17 protein-coding genes and 1 tRNA gene are annotated in these 19788 nt (G+C 35.2%); all 18 read right to left on the bottom strand.

The window, feature by feature from the left end; all coding sequences use genetic code 11:
• Positions 1-22: 22 nt before the first annotated feature.
• Positions 23-1453 carry an Asp-tRNA(Asn)/Glu-tRNA(Gln) amidotransferase subunit GatB gene (gene gatB, locus F5ESL0246_RS02105; RefSeq protein WP_122017879.1) on the bottom strand — a complete coding sequence of 477 codons (1431 nt, stop codon included), beginning with the start codon at positions 1451-1453 and terminating at the stop codon, positions 23-25.
• Between the two features lie 3 nt (positions 1454-1456).
• On the bottom strand, positions 1457-2896 hold the full coding sequence (gene gatA, locus F5ESL0246_RS02100) for an Asp-tRNA(Asn)/Glu-tRNA(Gln) amidotransferase subunit GatA (protein ID WP_122017878.1): 1440 nt from the start codon (positions 2894-2896) through the stop codon (positions 1457-1459).
• Positions 2896-3198 carry an Asp-tRNA(Asn)/Glu-tRNA(Gln) amidotransferase subunit GatC gene (gatC, locus tag F5ESL0246_RS02095; RefSeq protein ID WP_122017877.1) on the bottom strand — a complete coding sequence of 101 codons (303 nt, stop codon included), beginning with the start codon at positions 3196-3198 and terminating at the stop codon, positions 2896-2898. The genes gatA and gatC overlap by 1 nt, the downstream gene beginning before the upstream one ends.
• A gap of 11 nt (positions 3199-3209) precedes the next feature.
• Entirely contained in the window at positions 3210-4349 is a 1140-nt protein-coding gene (locus tag F5ESL0246_RS02090; protein WP_122018164.1) for a CamS family sex pheromone protein, read from the bottom strand.
• A 13-nt stretch (positions 4350-4362) separates the two neighbouring features.
• The gene (ligA, locus tag F5ESL0246_RS02085) at positions 4363-6375 is read right to left on the bottom strand and encodes an NAD-dependent DNA ligase LigA (protein WP_122017876.1); all 2013 of its coding nucleotides are present in this window, start codon (positions 6373-6375) and stop codon (positions 4363-4365) included.
• A 36-nt stretch (positions 6376-6411) separates the two neighbouring features.
• Positions 6412-8652 carry a DNA helicase PcrA gene (pcrA, locus tag F5ESL0246_RS02080; protein ID WP_122017875.1) on the bottom strand — a complete coding sequence of 747 codons (2241 nt, stop codon included), beginning with the start codon at positions 8650-8652 and terminating at the stop codon, positions 6412-6414.
• A 77-nt stretch (positions 8653-8729) separates the two neighbouring features.
• The gene (locus F5ESL0246_RS02075) at positions 8730-9377 is read right to left on the bottom strand and encodes a glycoside hydrolase family 73 protein (protein ID WP_122017874.1); all 648 of its coding nucleotides are present in this window, start codon (positions 9375-9377) and stop codon (positions 8730-8732) included.
• 188 nt (positions 9378-9565) lie between these two features.
• Positions 9566-9651 (bottom strand) — tRNA-Leu (locus F5ESL0246_RS02070).
• A 68-nt stretch (positions 9652-9719) separates the two neighbouring features.
• Positions 9720-11471 (bottom strand): ABC transporter ATP-binding protein, encoded by a 1752-nt coding sequence (locus F5ESL0246_RS02065; protein ID WP_122017873.1) that lies wholly within the window; start codon positions 11469-11471, stop codon positions 9720-9722.
• A 69-nt stretch (positions 11472-11540) separates the two neighbouring features.
• Complete coding sequence (locus tag F5ESL0246_RS02060; RefSeq protein WP_122017872.1) at positions 11541-12227, bottom strand: MarR family winged helix-turn-helix transcriptional regulator; 687 nt, start codon at positions 12225-12227, stop codon at positions 11541-11543.
• 93 nt (positions 12228-12320) lie between these two features.
• On the bottom strand, positions 12321-12776 hold the full coding sequence (locus tag F5ESL0246_RS02055) for a SprT family protein (RefSeq protein WP_122017871.1): 456 nt from the start codon (positions 12774-12776) through the stop codon (positions 12321-12323).
• Positions 12776-13474, bottom strand: coding sequence for a glycosyltransferase family 32 protein (locus tag F5ESL0246_RS02050; RefSeq protein ID WP_122017870.1), 699 nt, complete (start codon positions 13472-13474; stop codon positions 12776-12778). The genes F5ESL0246_RS02055 and F5ESL0246_RS02050 overlap by 1 nt, the downstream gene beginning before the upstream one ends.
• Position 13475: 1 nt before the next feature.
• Positions 13476-14906 (bottom strand): oligosaccharide flippase family protein, encoded by a 1431-nt coding sequence (locus F5ESL0246_RS02045; protein WP_122017869.1) that lies wholly within the window; start codon positions 14904-14906, stop codon positions 13476-13478.
• Between the two features lie 9 nt (positions 14907-14915).
• On the bottom strand, positions 14916-16055 hold the full coding sequence (locus F5ESL0246_RS02040) for a CDP-glycerol glycerophosphotransferase family protein (protein ID WP_122017868.1): 1140 nt from the start codon (positions 16053-16055) through the stop codon (positions 14916-14918).
• A 379-nt stretch (positions 16056-16434) separates the two neighbouring features.
• Complete coding sequence (locus tag F5ESL0246_RS02035) at positions 16435-17391, bottom strand: helveticin J family class III bacteriocin (RefSeq protein WP_255409424.1); 957 nt, start codon at positions 17389-17391, stop codon at positions 16435-16437.
• 277 nt (positions 17392-17668) lie between these two features.
• Positions 17669-18322: an amino acid ABC transporter permease gene (locus tag F5ESL0246_RS02030; protein ID WP_122017866.1), complete on the bottom strand. Its 654-nt coding sequence runs from the start codon at positions 18320-18322 to the stop codon at positions 17669-17671.
• Between the two features lie 15 nt (positions 18323-18337).
• Entirely contained in the window at positions 18338-18976 is a 639-nt protein-coding gene (locus F5ESL0246_RS02025; RefSeq protein ID WP_122017865.1) for an amino acid ABC transporter permease, read from the bottom strand.
• Positions 18973-19788 carry a glutamate ABC transporter substrate-binding protein gene (locus F5ESL0246_RS02020; protein WP_122017864.1) on the bottom strand — a complete coding sequence of 272 codons (816 nt, stop codon included), beginning with the start codon at positions 19786-19788 and terminating at the stop codon, positions 18973-18975. The genes F5ESL0246_RS02025 and F5ESL0246_RS02020 overlap by 4 nt, the downstream gene beginning before the upstream one ends.

The raw sequence follows: 19788 nt of genomic DNA, 5'->3' as shown, positions 1-19788 counted from the left end.
CCTTATTACTTAAAACTGTACTTTAACGCTTTTGTAGTTCTTGATTCAGAAGTTGGTTAATTACTTTAGGATTAGCCTTGCCACGAGTCTGCTTCATGATCTGGCCAACTAAGAAACCAATCGCACGATCCTTACCATTCTTAAAGTCTTCAACTGATTGTGGATTGTTATCAACGACTTCTTTAACCATTGGCTCAAGTACGCTAGTATCTGATAACTGTACCATTCCTTGATCCTCAACATACTTCTTTGGATCAGTTCCATTAGCAACTGTTTCTGCAAAAACTTTCTTAGCAATTTTAGAAGAAATAGTATCGTCTTTAATCAATTTAATCATTGCAGCTAAATTTTTAGGTGTTAATTTTATGTCGGCAAGTGCAACGCGATTATCGTTTAAATAACCGTTAACTTGTGTATTCATCCAGTTAGCAGCTAATTGCGGATCTGCACCGGCTGCCACTGTTTCATCGTAAAAGTCTGAACTTTCCTTAGTCTGCAATAAAACTTGTGCATCATAGTCTTTCAAGCCAAATTCACCAACATATTGGTGGTAGCGTTCTTCAGCAGAACGAGGTAAAGTTGACTTAATCTCGTTAATCCATTCTTGGCTAATATGATCCGGAGCTAAATCTGGTTCTGGGAAGTAACGATAATCAGCATCGCCCTCCTTAACACGTTCCAAGACGGTTTTACCTGTTGCCTCATCAAAACGACGAGTCGATAATTGAACACGTCCACCTGAAAGAAGTACTTGAGCCTGCCTTTTTTCTTCATAAGCAAGAGATTTACGTACATGTTCAAAAGAGTTCAAATTCTTCATTTCGACTTTAGTACCCAGTTCTTTTTGACCAGCGGGACGGATGGAAATATTGGTATCAACCCGCATGGAACCCTCTTCCATCTTAACATCTGAAGCACCAGTAAATTGAACGATCTTTCGTAATTTTTCCAAATATGCATAACCCTCATCAGGATCAGAAATCTCTGGTTCAGAAACAACTTCAAGTAAAGGCACACCTTGTCGATTTAAGTCAACATAAGAAAAGCCATTAGTTCCATGCGTGTTTTTACCTGCATCCTCCTCGATATGCATTTCATGAATACCGATCCGTTTCTTCTTACCATGTGATTCAATTTCAACATAGCCATCACGTGCAAGTGGTTGGAAAAATTGGGTAATTTGATAAGCCTTAGGGCTATCTGGATAGTAATAATTTTTGCGATCAAAATGCGTATTTGGCAAAATGTGTGAATGAGTTGCCAAAGCCACCATGATACCTAAGCGATATACATCTTTATTTACGTAAGGTAACACACCCGGCATCGCCCAGTCAATTACATTTGTTTCAGTATTTGGCTTAGCACCATAACTTACTGGTGAAGGTGAAAAAATTTTACTATTAGTTTTTAATTCGAAGTGAACCTCGAACCCAATTGTTGATTTAAAATTCATCAATTAATCCTCCATTCCAGTTGGTGTTTTTTCATAAAACTTATTATTACGTTCAATAAAATCTGCTACTTGGAAAATACTACCCTCATCAAATCTCTTAGCCATGATTTGTAAACCAACTGGCATTCCTTCAACTAATCCGGCTGGTACACTGGCAGCAGGTATTCCTGCTAAGTTAGCCGAAATCGTCAAAATATCATTGTTATACATTTTAATTGGATCTGAAATTTCACTACCGATATTAAATGCAGGTGTAGTAGTCGTTGGTCCAACAATTACATCATTTTCAAGAAAAATTCGATCAAAATCGTCACAAATTAAAGTTCTAACCTTAGAAGCTTGTCTAAAGAAACGATCATAGGAACCAGCAGATAAAGCAAAAGATCCAAGCATAATTCGCCGTTTTACTTCTTCACCAAAGCCTTCAGAACGTGACTTCACGTACACATCTAGCAAGTTTTTCGTATCTTGAGCACGATAGCCATAGCGAATACCATCAAAACGCTGCAAATTTGAAGAAGCCTCACTAGATGCAATAATGTAGTAATCTGGTACAACATACTTAGTCAATGGTAATGATACTTCATTAATGATTGCGCCAGCATCTTTTAATACATCAATTTGGTTTTGAATAACTTCACGCATGTCACCATCAACGGCATCCATGTATTCTTTAACAACAGCTACACGCAAGTCTTTGACATCTTTTCCAATGAAGCTCGCAAAATCAGGAACTTCGCGAGTTGATAAAGTTGAATCATGCTCGTCACTTCCAGCGATCACACTTAAAACTTCGGCTGAAGTCTTAGCACGTTTACTCATTACTCCAATTTCATCAAGTGATGAAGCAAACGCGATTAACCCCCAACGCGATACTCGTCCATAAGTGGGCTTAATTCCAAAGATACCATTAAATGCAGCTGGCTGACGAATAGAGCCGCCAGTATCGGAGCCAAGTGCAGCTACCACTTGCCCAGACGCCACAGCAACTGCCGAACCACCGGATGACCCACCCGGAACTTTATCCAAATCCCATGGATTATGAGTAGCACCAAAATAGGAATGTTCAGTTGATGAACCCATGGCAAACTCATCCATATTTGTCTTACCTACAAAAGTTGCTTGTGCCCCCTTAAGACGTTCAATTACTGTCGCATCATATACAGGAATATAATTATCTAAAATATGACTGGCAGCGGTTGTCTTAACGTCTTTAGTAATAATATTATCCTTAATAGCAATCGGAATCCCCGCTAATTTATTTTTAGTAAAATCCAAGTCTTCTTCTGCTTTAACATTGTCTTGAACAGTAATCCATGCATTAAGTTTGTTATCCGTATTTTTTATATTTGTCACAGTATCTTGCGCTAACTGATCAGCAGACAAAGTACCCTGAGCTAATTTTTGGTTTAATGAGTCAATATCTTCATTTAAGTAGTTCATTACTCGTCCTCATCCTTGTTAATAATTACCGGTACCTTAATGAAGCCATTAGCTTGTTCAGGAACATTCTTCATTAATTCAGTCCGATCTTGCCAGTGCTCCGGCTTATCTTCTCTAAACACGGTATCACGATCAACTACTTGAACTGTTTCCTCAATACCCTTAGTTTCAACTTCTGAAAGCTGATCAGCCATATTAATAATTGAACTCATTTGTTCGGTAACTTTACTGATATCTTTTTCATCAATTTCAAGCCGCGATAAAACCGCAACATGCTTAATTGTATCTTCTGTGATTTCCACACAAATACCTCCTATTCACCGCCATAAATATGGACTTGATAATCACTATCTCCCGTTTCTTTAGCAACTAATGCTTGAATATCGTTCACAGATCCGATTTTTATTTCAATTGGAACATCATTTTCCAAGTATTTTTTTGAAGTTGACAACACTAACCGGGTAAAACTTTGAATTTGTTCATAACCATAGAACTGCGTCGTTATCGAAATATTTTCTTGAGTTAACTTGCCATTCTCATAACGCAACGTTGCCGTTACACCACTAATATTCGGAAAATAATTTTGAATTGATTCTTTAAAGCTATTAAAGCTTGATGCATCAGTACTATTGATTGCCTTTTTATTGCCAACAGTTGGCAGTACTTCAGTTTGAGTAGAAATAGTTTTCCATTTAGTTATTTTACTACTATTGGCAGCCGCTGTCCCACTCAAAAAATACGTTCCTGATACTAATGAGTCTTTGCTTTCCTTAGAAAAGAGACCAATTGTAATTGGAATTTTCTTCAATGCCTTATGTTTGCGCAATCGCTGAACGAGTTGATCGGCTACCATTTTACCATATTTTTTCTGCTCAGAACGCGCAATCGTTTCCTGATACTCTGGTCCACCTTTTGTTTTTTGATAATAGTCAATTGAATTTAACGCTAATCCGATACTAATTCCACCAATGTGATAATTGGAGCCTGAGCCAGTTAAAAAATCCTGCTCAATAATTTCTTCTAAATAATACGGTTTATAATTTTTCTTCGTACCAATTGGTGGATTTAACCCAGCCGGATTAGACTTCGATTTACGAGCCAGCCAATCAGTAACCATTGCAGAACTAATATATTGTCCTTCCTGAAAAACATAAGAATTAGTTGAGTAAACACCTTTGGAAATTTGAACTAATCCTCTTTCTAATTCTCGTGTATCAACAGAATTATCATTATTAGTAGCGGTTAAGCCTGAAATAGGACTGGTTACATAGTGACCATTTTTTAGTAAAACGGTATAACCATTATTACCTGTATCCGTTGTTTGATAAGTCTTGACGCTCGAGCCTGATGATGTCTTGGCATTATTAGCTAAACTTGAATTCTTTAAGTTTCCACAAGCCGTCAAGCTCAGCAGCGTACCCAAAATTGCAATTATCTGCAAATATTTTTTCAATTTACCTGTTCCCCTATTCAACTTGAGCAATTGCCTCTTCTTCAGTCAATAACGTTACTCCTAATTTTTGTGCCTTAGTATATTTTGAACCGACATCTTTGCCATAAATAACATAATCAGTTTTACCAGAAACTGACCCTGTTACTTTAGCCCCTAATGCCTGCAATTTTTCAGTAAATTGACTACGTGTATAGTGCTCCAAGGTTCCCGTTAAAACTACAGTCTTATTTTTAAAGTAATTAGCTGGGATCTCAGATACTTGTTCTTTACTTTCACCAAGATAATCCATATTAACGCCACTAGTTTGCAGATCCTTTATCAGATCCACAACCTCTTCTTGAGCAAAATATGTAGTCAATGATTCCGCAATTGTCATGCCTATTGTAGCGATTCCTGTAATATCCTGCACGTCTGCTTCCATAATCTTTGCTATATTTTTAAAATTTTGAGCAATCAATCTAGCTGCCTTTGCACCAACATGGTCAATTCCTAATCCAGTTAAAAGCAATTCAACTGAATTATTCTTGGACTTATTAATCGCAGTCAACAAATTATTAATAGATTTTTCTTTAAAATGATCTAATTTTTTTAAATCAGTAGCTTGCAAATGGTATAAATCCGCTACATTGTGGACTAAATTTTGCTTAATAAGTTGGCGAACAATTTTAGGTCCTAATCCGTCAATATTCATTGCCGGTCGTGATGCAAAGTGCGTGATACCTTCTTCTATTTGAGCTGGACATGACGGATTAACACAACGCAAAGCGACTTCATCTTGCAAATGAATCAGCTTTTCACCGCAAGACGGACAATACACGGGAATTTGGTACTTTATAGTGTCTGCTGGTCTCTTAGCTATAATAACTTGTGATATTTCAGGAATTATATCACCAGCTTTATGTAGTACCACGGTATCACCTATACGAACATCTTTTTCTTTTAATAAATCCGCATTATGTAAAACAGCATGAGAAACGGTAGTTCCTGCCAACTGAACCGGATCCATGATTGCTGTTGGCGTAACTACTCCTGTTCGTCCCACCGTCCATTTAATTTCTCGAACTATGGTTTCTTGTTCTTCTGGAGGAAACTTATAAGCAATTTCCCACCGCGGAATTTTTACTGTCGCTCCCAGCTGATTTTGCCAATTCAAATCATCAACTTTAAGAACAATTCCATCAATTCCATAGGCTAATTTGTCCCTTTTAGCTGTATACTCATCGATAAAATCAAAAATTTCATCTAAAGTTGCCAATTGACGCCCAGTTTGATTAGTATGAAAACCCAAAGTAGCCAATTTTTCGATTGCTTGATGTTGACTAGTTATTTGTTTTGGAGGATTAACCCAGGTATAAATAAATGTACTTAAATTACGTTTTTTTGTAATTTGTGCGTCTAACTGTCGTAATGACCCCGCTGCAGCGTTACGCGGATTAGCAAAAATTGTCTCGCCATTTTCATCACGCTCTTCATTCAACTTTGCAAAAGCTTGTTTCCCCAGATAACACTCACCGCGTACTTCCATTGTCAGTTTCTCAGGCAAAGTTTGAGGAATATCTTTAATGTATCGCGCATTAGCAGTAACATCTTCACCCACGCGCCCGTTTCCACGAGTTGAAGCACGCATTAATTTACCATTAGTATACTCTAAGTTAATTGATAGTCCATCAATTTTTAATTCTACGTTGTAAACAACTGCATGACCTAACTGTTTTTGAACACGTTGATCAAATTCCACTAATTCTTTTTTTGAAAAAACATCCCCCATAGATAACATCGGGACTTGGTGTGTGACTTTTGAAAGCTCACTATCAAGTTGACCACCCACGTGCTGAGTGATTGAATCTGAACTGATTAATTGGGGAAATTCTTGTTCTAGTTCAACTAGTCGATTATAGTTTTGGTCATAAATATAATCTTCAACTTTGGGCGCGTCTTTTGTATAATACGCATCAGCCCAATCATTAAGTTTTTCTCTAAGTACGGAAACTTCTTTTTTGGCCTCATCAAGAGTTAAATCTGCCATTTTCTTTCTCCTGATAAAAATTATTATTAACTATTATTATACCTTTTTAATTGGAGCAAATGCCGCTAATAGCCGCTTGATTCCTTGATCTTTAAAGGCAATATCTAGTTCCATATCTTCACCTTTACCACTAACCTTAGTCACAACACCTCGACCCCATGCCTTATGCTCAACTTGATCGCCAACATTCCAACCTTTTTTCTCAGCTCCAATTGCTCCTGCTGCTTTAACTTTAGGTGTATAAACTTGTGCTCGGGCTCGTTCATCTATATTTGCAAAAGGAGCAGTCTGAACGTGAAAATCTGGATTGGTAATTCTCTCAGAAACAGAACTTTCCAAATTAAGGTCAGCCTGATCAATTTCTTCTAAAAATTTCGATGGTTGATTATTTTGCATGCGTCCATACATCATTCGTGAATAAGCGTTAGTTAAAAATAACTGTTTTTGCGCCCGCGTAATTCCAACGTAGGCCAATCTTCGTTCTTCTTCTAATTGATCATCTTCTAGCAAAGCCCTTGACAAAGGGAAAAGTCCATCTTCCATTCCAATTAAAAAAACAATTGGAAATTCTAGTCCTTTTGCAGCATGAAGGGTCATCAATGCGACTTGATCATTATTATTTGCTAAATCATCCTGATCACTTAGTAGCGAAACTTCTGCCAAAAAATCACTCAGTGCGCTAGTATCATCACTAGCTTCATACTGATCATCAAATCGCTTAGTAACTGATAAAAATTCATCTAAATTTTCTAGTCTAGTTTCAGCTTCAATAGTTTTTTCGTCTTTGAGCGCTTTTGTATAACCAAAATCTTGGAGAATCTTTTCTGTTAAGCCAGTCACACTATGACTTTCAGCATAGTTAATTGCATCACGAAGTTTTACACCAAAATCACTCAACTTATCTGCAACACGAACCGATAGCCCAGCCATACCTATATGATTAAATGTATCAAGTAAAGACAACCCATTCGTTTGCGCAAATGAAATGAATTTTTCAACACTTACATTTCCAATCCCACGTTTAGGTGTATTGACAATTCGGTTAAAACTCAGTGTATCACTAGGATTAGCTATCAGTTTAAGATAAGCCATGATATCCATGATTTCTTTACGATCATAGAATTTATGTCCTCCTACAATTTGATATGGGATATTTGATTTAACAAATGCTTCTTCAACTGTTCTTGATTGTGCATTGGTTCGATACAATACAGCAAAATTACTATAAGAAAAATGAGCTTTTTCAGTTTTTTCTTGAATTTTGCTAATAATAAAATGAGCTTCATCTTCACCACTCTGGGCACGATAATACGTTATCTTTTCGCCATCACCTTGGTCTGTCCAGAGCTTTTTAGCTTTACGATTACGATTATTCTTAATTACCGCATTAGCTGCAGATAGAATATGCCCGGTTGAACGATAATTTTGCTCTAACTTAACTGTTTGAACACCATCATTTCGATAATCTTGCTCAAAATTCATAATGTTTTCCATATTGGCCCCACGCCAACCATAAATTGACTGATCCGCATCACCAACAACACAAATATTTTTATATTTGGCTGCTAATTTGTGACATAATTCATATTGAGCACGATTAGTATCCTGATATTCATCAATTAGTAAATAACGAAATTTATTTTGATAATAATGTAAAACGGTCTCATCAGTTTTAAATAAAACCAATGTCTGCATAATCAAATCATCGAAATCCATTATTTGATCATGTTTCAATCGCTTTTGATACTCATGATAAATTTGCGCCGCGACCTTTTCAAAGGGCAATGTTTTATTAGCTTCAAACTCATCGGGTGTCAATAAATCATTTTTAGCATTAGAGATGGTTGATAATACACGCTTAGGTTCATATGTTTTAGGATTAACATTTAATTCCTTTTCAATATGTTTGATTAAGGTTAATTGCTCAGCCGAATCAGCAATTGAAAAATTGTTATTATAACCGATTTTTTCAGCGTCTCGACGCAAAATACGGACACACAGAGCATGAAAAGTCGACATCCATATGTCTGCTGCTTGTGACCCCAATAATTTCTGCTCACGCGCGCGCATTTCGCTAGCCGCCTTATTAGTAAACGTGATTGCCAAAATATTCCACGGTAAGACACCTTTTTTTTCGACAAGGTAGGCGATTCGTCTGGTTAAAACAGATGTTTTTCCCGAACCGGCACCAGCAACAACTAATAGTGGTCCTTCGGTGGTTTTAACGGCTTGCTCTTGCTGCGGATTTAACCCAGCCAAAATTGATTCTTCGCTCATTCTGATTCCCTTCACAAAATTTCTATAGCTCTTATATTGTACCAAAGATAAAGACGGTATTCGGAATGGTTTGTCTTTTATTTATCAAATCGATCTAAATGATATTCTTCTATCAATTTAATCAATTTATTTGCATAATTGGGATCAGTAGCATACCCATCCTTAACTAAGGCTTTGGCCTGCGTTTGATAGTCTTTAGATGCTAATACATGTCGATATTGGTGGGCATTCCAACTTGTGCCTTTTTGAAAAAGTCGTGCATGAGCTCTAATTGATGCTTCATATGAATCATAAATTTGAAACCTGGCTTTGACAACAATCCATTTACCTTTTTCGTATTCCTTAGTTATTAAAACTGCGGAAGTATTGGGATTAGTACCTTTAACCCCAAACAAATTATTATACTTTTGCGATAAGCTACTTTGGCCATAATCACTTTCAAGACATGCCTGAGCAATCGTAATACTTGGCAAGAGAGCAAATTCTTGATCTACTTCTTGAGCAATTGGACCTATTTTCTGAATAAATGCCTTATGTTCTCTAATGACTTTGGCCCGAGCTTGCTGGCGAGCAATCTGTTCTTGTCTAAGTTGTTCTGATTGAATTGCTTGTCTGCGATAATACCGTATAGCAATAAACAGAATAATCAATAAGAATAAAATTATAAACACATGAATAATGATCAGCCAACTGGGTTGCTTTTTGTTCTTCCGTCTTTTTACCATGAAATATTCCTTGCTTTTTTAATTGTTACTTTAAGTATAACCTCTTCAACGTTTAAATTATGGAATGTAATTAATTTTTAAAATAAAAAAAGCATTCAAAAATTAACTACTGCTTAAAACTTGAGCACGTAGCATTTTGAATGCCAACATTAATAGACAAAAAAAGGAGCAATAGCTCCTCTAAATAATGCGGGCAAGAAGACTCGAACTTCCACGATCTAAAAACGATCACAAGATCCTTAGTCTTGCGCGTCTGCCATTCCGCCATGCCCGCAAGTACATTCAATACTATAGCGCAAAATTTACTTCAACACAAGTTTTTATTGAACATTTTTTTAAACACTAATTAACCATTTGCTCATTAACATAACGAGCGTATAGGGGATGATTTTTTAACAATTCATGATGCGTTCCATGACCAGTTATGTAGCCATGCTCAATGAAATATATTTGATCAGCATTAACAATTGTTGCTAAGCGGTGAGCAATAACTAACGTTGTTCGATTAGACATCAATTGTTCTAGAGCCTGTTGAACTTTACGCTCAGATTCCGAATCTAAGCTTGCAGTTGCTTCATCAAGCATTAATATCTGCGGATTGCGCAAAAATGCCCGTGCAATTGCTAATCGCTGTTTTTGTCCGCCAGATAATTTGATTCCACGTTCACCAATTTGTGTGTCTAACTGTTGTGGGAACTCACGAACAAAGTTAGCTGCATAAGCAAAATTAAGCCCTTGCCAAAGATCATCATCACTTAATTTTTGCGATAACCCATAATTTAAATTTTCACGAATACTACCTGAAAAAATAGCACTATTTTGTGATACATAACCAAGTTGTTCACGCCAAGCTTGTAAATCAAGTGATTGAATATCACGTCCCTGAATCATAATTTGGCCTGAATCAGGTTGATAAAATCGTTCTAATAACGAAAAAATTGTCGACTTTCCTGCTCCACTCGGACCAACAAAGGCTATGACAGAATTAGGTTTAACAGTAAAAGAAATTGATTGTAAAACCGGTTCACCTACCTGATAACTAAAATTAATATTTTCAAAAGATAATGTTTGATTACGTAAAGTACAGCCATCTTGCACAATACTTACCTCTGGCTGCAAACGAAAAATTGCTTGAATTCTTTCTGTAGATCCGAGAGCCTTTTGAATTTGGGAAAAGAAAGCAGCAAAATTTGCAACAGGTGTGATCACATTAAACAAGTAAAGCAAAAATGCAACCAAAGAACCACTAGTCAAAGTTCCTTGACCAACACGAATAATTCCAAAAGCAAGGATACCAGCAAAAGCTGCCATCATTAGGGTCGTCATCATTGGTTGTAAAATCGCTTCAACTCTGGCATCCAAAATTCCAATTTGAAATATCTTTTCAATTAATTTATTGCCTTCTTGACGTTCATAATTTTCACCATTACTTGCTTTAATTAGCCTAACTTCTGCTAATTTTTCACTAACTTCTCCATTGAATCTGGCCGTTGCAGCCTGTAATTTACGTCCTAAGCGTGTCATAATTCGTCCAACAGGAAGTAAAACTAAAGCAACTATGGGAATAACAATAAACATTAAGGCTGCTAATTGCCAATCCATGACAAATAAAATCACTAATGAAAAAATTAACTGCAATGCACCAGTTATAAAGTTGGGAAACTGTGCTGCAATCACGTCTTTAATGACTCCAGTATCATTGACAAGTCGTGAACTACTTTCACCTGCCTTATTTTCATCAAAGTAAGAAATTGGTAATCTTAATAAATGTGCCCATAACTTCTCTCGTAAAGTTTTCACGACACTTTCACCAAAAAAACGCAAAAGATAGCCACCAATTGTTCCTAGAATTAATTGAAGAACAAAAATAATTACAATCAGCCAAAGAACAAAAAAGTTAACCCTATTCCATTTACTCGTGTCCACTAACTTTCTCGTTAAAAGCGGTAATGCTAAATTGGTGACACTCGTAATTAAGCTTAATGTTAGTCCGGCTACAAAGAGCGACTTTTTTAGTTGTAATTTGCTTAATAATTGCCAAAAACTTCGCAAACTAACAAGCTTGGTCTCCTTTTTATGCGCTTTAAACGCCATAACCTATCTCTACTTTCTTTTTCCGATTTAAACAAAAAGTTTTTCAATTCTGAAAAACTTTTTTATTAATTAACTTTCTTTATCATCTTTTCCCCAAAACTTTTTCCAAAAGTCTTTGTCATATTGATTCATTCGTTCCCCAGAACAATATCTATCTTTAAAACCATGGTGATTAAATTGACAGTGAAAACCATTAGAATTACGTTCCGACATCCGATGACGAATAGTTTCAATTTCTTCCTTTGAAAATTCATGATGTACTGCTGCACTGCGCCATTGTCTAAACGCCTTCATCCGAAAAGTTGGATCAACAAATTTTGGGGCTTGATGCTTAAAGTCATCATCCCAGCCATTAGCAATTTTTTCTAATTTTCGACTAACCTCAATTTGTTCCTCCTCACTCAAGCCAGAGAAAAATGATGAAGTATCATATTCCTGACTTATTTTTTCTAATTTTTCAGCTTCTTTTTTGCCTAGCGCAGTCAAATAAACCCGCTTTACTCGTTTATCATTTTCATCAGTGTTACGTTCAATATAACCTTTAACTTCCATTTTCTTGAGCAGTTCGGCCAAGGAACCTGGTTTTAAAGCCAAAATTTCTGCTAAATAGTTCTGGGTTAAGCCATCTTCAAGCTTAAGAACCGCTAGAACACGTTTCTGTCCGGAAATTGGTTGTTCGCCTTTAAACATGTAATAGCGACCTGCCCGCATAATAAAATAAAGTTGTTTCATTAAATTATCACTTGTTTGACTCATTATAAAATCTCCTTTTCCATTTAGTTAGGTACCTAATCTTATAATTAAATTATAGTTTCTTAATAAATACATTGTCAAACAAAATCATACAAATTATTTAAGAGTAAGTTGAATTAATTTACCACCACAGTTTCCACAAACATAGCGCCTTAAATTGATCCGGCGCACTCGCATAAAGTTTTGTCCACAATCTTGACATAAATAAGCATAACGCACTTTTTTCGTACGCCGTAATCCAATATCAGGAGTAAACTGATAACCACCTACTTGATTAAGTAAAACTTTAAAATCACGGTCTCGATGGTGGTATCCTTTGCCAGCTAGATGAAGATGATAATGAGTTAATTCGTGCTTGATAATTCCAATTAATTCATCACGATATTGTGGTAGCAAAAAATGGGCATTAATTTCCAAATGATGATCGTTTAAATGGTAGCGTCCTCCGGTTGTGGTCATTCGGTGATTAATTTTAACTTGATGTGAAAATTTTTGTCCAAAAAACCTAAAAGAAATTTCTTTGACCAACTGTTCTAATTCATACTGTGTCATTATCTTAAAAGCCTAGCATAAAGTGATGCTTCTTTTGGTGTTTTAATTCTTGCCTTAAGTGCCGTTACAAGCTTGCGCTTTAGCGGCTTTTCTCCCTCCATCCAAGTTCCAGTAAAAACATGAATTGTTTTCGAAGCTGCTGATGGATTGCATAAAACACCGTCAGGATAGAGGTGAATGCCTTGTTTCAGCATTTGCTCTTGATTATTTGGCTGCGCACCGTACTTAGTTTTTAAAATTGTAGAAACAGAGAGAGTATTCACACCGGCAAGCTGATTGCTACAATCAAATACAAAGTTACGATTATCATAATAATCAACCATATCTTTAAGGAGCGGATGCTTTTTTTCAGCACCAAAAACTGCAGTAAACGGATTATCCTTGTTTTCAAATCCAGCAAAAGCACGATCAACAAGTAACTCTTTCAGATTGTCTAAGACCAAAACGTCAGTATCAAGATAAATACCACCATATTCATAAACGGCTTTGGCACGAATATAATCAGATACAAAGGCCCACTTTTTTGCCTGATAAGCTTGCTCAATATACTTATTTTCATGAAGATCAAAATTATCTTCAGACCATTCCATAAATCGATAATCTTGTAAATGTTTATGCCACGTTTTCATGCAACGTTGAATATTTTTGGGTTTCGGATTCCCGCCAACCCAAACATAGTGAATAATTTTGGGAATCATTTTAACTTCTCCTAAAAATTTTTTTGAACAATATTATGATATCCTGATTAAAATCAAGCTTCATCAAAAACATCAAAGTAAAATACAAGCAAGCCATAATAATTGATCTTATTGCCATATTTAAGAAAACTGATGTCACAATTTGTGGTATAACCATTCCAACTATTAGCACAATCACAGAAATTAAAAAATATTTGGGAACTTCTCTAAAAGAGTATTTAAAATCATACCCATCGCGTACAATCCATAACCGCAAAATTAAAACTATCAATTCGGTCGCTAATATGGCAATCATCGCGCCCGTGGCTCCATAATAGCGATCAAGAAAATAACTCAAAATCACTTCCAAAATTGCGCCAACAATTACTGGTAAGGCATAGTCTTGATCACGATGATTAGCAAGTGCAAACTGATTGGCAAAGACTCCACCCATTGGAATCATAATAATTGTTAATGAAAAAAAGAACATTAGTGATGTCATTGGAATATACTTAGCACCAAAGAAAAATGGAACAAATTCTTTTGTATTCGCCATAATAATTACTGCAAACAAGGTTCCTAGCATTACAGTCGCTTCCAGTGATTTTTTTAAAATTATTCGTTGTTCTTCCTTACTTTCACTTGCCATTTTGGGCATAATAACCAAAGAAATACTGGTAACTATCCCTAACACCATGTTTGAAATTCGCTGTGAATTATCATAAAAAGCAACTTGAGTGGAATTTTGAAACAACCCGAGAATCGGTTTATCAAGTGATGTATAAACTTGCGTTGCTATTTGAGGAATCAATAAAGTAATGATTGCCTTAATTGTTGTCTGAAACTGATAAAAATGTTTAACCGGTACACCAATATAACGATGGATATCAAACCAAAAAACAAAGGATCCCAGCATCGTTGAAATAGACATTATCAACATATATTTCCAAAGGTCGTCTGGCTTTTTTACCCATAATAAAATTAGCACAACAGAAACCAGCTTAACAGCTGTGTTCTTTAAAACCACTCGTCCAAATTCCGCTAATCCTTGAAAAAACCACGATATATCAACCTGTGCTGAAATTAAATATGGAACCATTAATAATAAGTAATTCCAATATTTAATGTGGAAAAAACTTACGACTGTGATTAGAAATACAATTGTCACTACGCCAGCAATTGCTTGAAAATACCACAATCCCCAAAACGCATCTGTCAAATCTTTTTGATTGCCGCAAGAGCGCACTTGCGAAATAGTTCTCATTCCAATATATGACACAGATAAAGTACAAAAAATCATCAAAAATTGCACAATATTGTTCACATTACTATAAATACCATATGTTTTAGGACCCAAAATTCTTGACAGATAGGGTACCGTAATTAGTGGAACTAAAACGAGAAAGATCTGATAAACAGCATTATATAAAATATTTAAAAAAGTTCGTTTCACAACTTTCCTCTAATCTTTAGTCATCATCTTAAAAATGGCATCGCAAGCCGAAATGCCTTGAACCTGATTTGTTAAATTATACCAATAATGTCGTTTTGTTTGATAATTATTGGGAGCCGATAAAGCAGCTACCAACTCTTTTTGACTTTTAACACACGGTCCTGGTACTACCTCAGTGTAAGGACCTATTAGTAATCCTCGTTTCTTTTGATATTGTGCCAAAAAATTAGTAATAAAAATTATAGGGCGATCAAACGCAAGATAATCAAAATAAATCGAAGAAAAATCGGTGATTAAAAATGAAGTAGAACCAAGAAGTTCATACAAATCACATTCATGTTCAAACAAATAATCATCATTGAGGAAGGCAATTTGGGAATATTGACTAGTAAAATTTCCGACTAGCTTCTGCTCATACGGATGTAATTTAACCAATAAATATTGATGCTGCCTTTTTAAATTTTGATTTAACGACTCAATGTCAAAATCCGGTAACGCAAAAAAATTACCTGCTTTAATTTGATTTATTATTTGACTATCTTCAAGTTCATAGCGAAATGTCGGCATATAAATCCCAATCTGAGCTTGATCATCAATTTGCTTAAATAAGTCATACAAAAGTTGCTTTTTAGTGATCACTGGATTTTTTAAGGCATCAGTACGAGGAAAGCCGACCTTCTGATACTTACTAGTATCAATTGCGCAACATGCACTCATCATAGTTTCATATAAGTCAGAACTTGAACAAACAATATCCACATTTTTTTGCCATAATTTTACATTGCGCAGATCAGCTTTTCGATCAGTATTATTTGCCATAATACCCATTCGTTTAAGTGGAACACCATGCCAAAATTGCACATTTATTTGCCTAGAATGAATTTTAAATGGCTGATGAGTTGTTACAATAAATTTAGCCTGTCCAATCTTACGCCAAATTGAAAAGGGCAAATGTGAGGAGGGCCACGGCTCTACAACAGTGACTTTATATTCCGGATGATTTTTTTGAAGATACTTCGCAAATATATAACCATTTGATCCAGATCGACCAGCACCATTCAAGATAACGACACTTTTGTTATTGATGCGCGTAAAGCGAGCAACTAGTTTCATTAGGTTTAAATATAGACGAAACAAAAATTTTTTCATTAATAAACTTTCCCAATCCTTATTCTAATTCCAAATTATAAGAAACAACAGACTTAACTCAAGCTTTTTAATGTTGCTTATTACTTTTTTAGCAATTGTAAACTAGTATGGCATGATTCAGATGTAATCTTCAAAATCATTGAATGTTTTAATTACCAGATTCTAATAGTATTGTCTATTTACTACTATATTACCCAAAAAACCAAAAGATGAAATACTAGAAAAGCATTTTTTATATTTACTACAGTTGTAAGTCTTTAAATTGTTAAATTTATCAAAACCAGTTTTTTAACTTTCTTAATTAAAAGATACTTACTGAGTTAATAACAAACAGAACCAAATCTATTAGATCTAGTTCTGTTTGTTATAGTCCAATTTATTACCACCGAACTCGATAAATACGACTTCTCGTTGTAGTCCCAGCAGAATTATGATACGAAATTGTCAGGTATAAATCATTTTGAGCAATTACTTGGATACTTTCAAGCTCCGTTGCATAGCCTGGAATATCAATATCTGCATTATCAAAATCTAAAATTTCCCACTCACGCATATTTGATTGTCCCCAAACACCCCACGGCATTTTAATAATTCTTCTTGGCTTTTTACTGACGCCACCTTTTACTGGACCATACTCACTTGAAATATAAACATTATTATTATCATCCAAATCAAATCCTTGTAATGAGCCAATTTTACTCTTAGCAGTAATATGCTTAATATAAAATTCACTTAAATATGGTATTTCGCCCAAATTAACATAACTACCATCTGTATCATCGAGAGCCTGATTAATCTCGTTTAAATCATATAAAATAAAATATCCATTATCACCTTTAATAAGATTATCTTTTTTTCGATCAACTGTAGCTAACAGAAAAGTTTTATATTGCGGTGAAATTGCCGCATCAAATCTTAGAAAGTCTTTTCCCGTGAACCTACTAAATTCATCTATTCCACTAGTATCATCAACTTTTAACCCCCGTCCGGCTCGGTTAAGATAAGCGAGTCGAGAAAATTCTGTATTACTAAAATGTTGATTTTTAGAAGGAATTTCCACTCTTGCAAGTTGTGTAGACCAGCCAGCTTGATTTTTTTTAGTACCAATAAACCATTTGCTTTTTTGATTAGCATACATAAATGTCTGTGTATGACCACCAGCAATTTTTGATGCACTGAAAACTTTTTTAAAAATAGGATAGCGACGTTTTTTTGCACGATAGACATAATTATGCGGGTCGTATTGATTGTTATATTGCAAAGCATACACATACTTACTGCCGATATTGCCTTTTTGAATAACGTTATTATGCAAACCTTGAAATTTGTTAAAAATTTCATTAACAATTGTTAATGAGAACTCCGAATTGTCGAGTTTAATTGTGGCTCCCTCTTTTCTAAAAGAAACATCATCGCAAATGCAAGCAAATCTATCGCCTACTCTAAACTAGTTCTTGACGCTTTTGCTAAAAGGTTTGATTAATTTAATTATAATACCCACTAATTATAACCTTACTCTTTGATTATTAGTAATCTCTAGCAGTAGCTTCTGCCATTCAAATAAAATAAAAAAGGCTCTTACCTTAACAGCAAAAGCCTTATTTGTTTTATTATTATGTTAAATGTCTACCAATTATATTACCTATAACTGAAAGAGTAAAACAAACAATGAAATATAGCACTGCTAATGCAGCAAACATTGGCAAAATATAATTAGCATTTTGGCCATATATTACTTGTGCATGCTGCATCATTTCTGGAACCACAATAATCGTTGCTAATGATGTATCCTTAATCAAGGAAACAAATTGACTAATAATTGTTGGAATCATATTTTTATAAGCCTGTGGCAAAATAATATGCCATAATGCTTGGACAAACGACATCCCCGTTGAACGAGCGCCTTCCATTTGACCACTAGATACAGAATCAATTCCTGAACGAACAATTTCTGCAATCATACTAGATTCAAAAATTGTCATCGCAATAATTGCTGCAGGAATCGTTTCCGGCCTTAGTCCAAAGTTTGGTAATCCAAAATAGGTAAAAAAGATTATCAATAATAATGGAACATTACGAATAATATCAATAATAAACCCAACTATTTTTGATAAATATTTAATCTTAGAATAGCGAATAATTCCTAAAATTGAACCCAAAATAAAACTTAGAATAACCGAAATCACGGAAATATATATAGTTACCCAGAGGCCCATCAATAAAAAGCGTAAATTAAGCCATGTAAAAGCATTAATCCAATTTTGCATTTGACTGCACCTCCTCTAAGCTAATTTCTTTTCTAGATATTGCATATAGTAACTAATTGGTAGGGTAATAATCAAATATAATACTCCAACTACCAAATAGCTGTTAATTGTATCAAAGGTTGTCGATGCAATCGCATTTGCTTGATACATCAAATCAAAACCTGCAACAAAAGCTAGAACTGAGGAATTTTTAACTAGATTAACAAATTGATTGCCTAAAGGCGGGATAACAATTTTGAATGCCTGCGGAAGGATAATATATTTCATTGCCTGCCAATAGGTCATCCCTGTTGAACGGGCTCCTTCCATTTGTCCGCCTGAAACTGATTGAATTCCTGAGCGAATTGTTTCAGCAATGAATGCTGATGTGTACAGTGTTAGCCCAATTGTTCCTGCGGTAAATCCATTTACTTTAACGATATACATTGGAATAACCAAATAAAAAAACATCGTAATTACAAGCAAGGGTATATTTCGCATAATTTCAACATATGAACGTCCGATTATTCGTGCTACTCGGTTGGGAACCACTTCCATTATTGCAAAAATTGTGCCTATGACTAAACTAAAAAACAGTGCAATAATACTAGATAACACAGTCCAGCCTAATCCTACTAACAACTGATTGCTAAATTTAGAAAATATATTGATCATTGGCGATACAGCTCCTTATAATTAAATCCCGGAACATCGCCAAACCACTTTTTAATCAAGTGATTGTATTCACCACTATGCTGCATTTCAAGAACTGCCTTGTCCACAGCCTTGGTAAATGAGGTTTGTCCCTTATTAACTGCAACTCCATACGGCTCAACAGTGAAAGTGCCACCGCGAACTTCATATCCAGGATTTTGAACTGCCAATCCAAATAAAATACCATTATCAGTTGTTAAGGCATCACCCTGATGTGATTTCAGAGCATTCATTGCTTGAGCATAATCTTGAAGTTCAATTACCTTTGCTTTAGGTGCAACTTTCTTTATATTCTGGACCGAATTTGCACCAACAACACCAATGACCGTCTTACCATTAAGATCCTTGGTACCTTTTATTTTTGAATCCTTAGGGACTAATAATGATTGACCAGCATCAAAATATGAATTTGAAAAAGAGATTACTTTTTTGCGTTCTGGAGTAATCGACATGGTTGCAATTACTGCATCAACATTACCATTTTTAAGTAAAGGTATTCTTGATTGAGAAGTTGTAGTTACGAACTCTGCTTTACCATCTGGTCCCAAAATATGTTTAGTGATATGTTTAGCCATATCAACATCAAAGCCTTTTTGTTCACCATCTTTAACGTCAACTAGCCCAAATAATTTCACATCACCTTTGACACCCCAGGTAATTGTTTTGGTTTGTTGCACACTATTTAAAACAGATTGATCATTCATCTTTTGACCACAACCTGTCAAAAATAGTACCCAAAACATTAGCGGAAATAGCCAAAATTTCTTTTTCAT

This window comes from Lactobacillus sp. ESL0246, from assembly GCF_003692965.1.
GTDB lineage: Bacteria > Bacillota > Bacilli > Lactobacillales > Lactobacillaceae > Lactobacillus.
The sequence above is the reverse complement of the archived record's forward strand: the minus strand, read 5'-3'. Positions and strand labels throughout refer to the sequence as shown.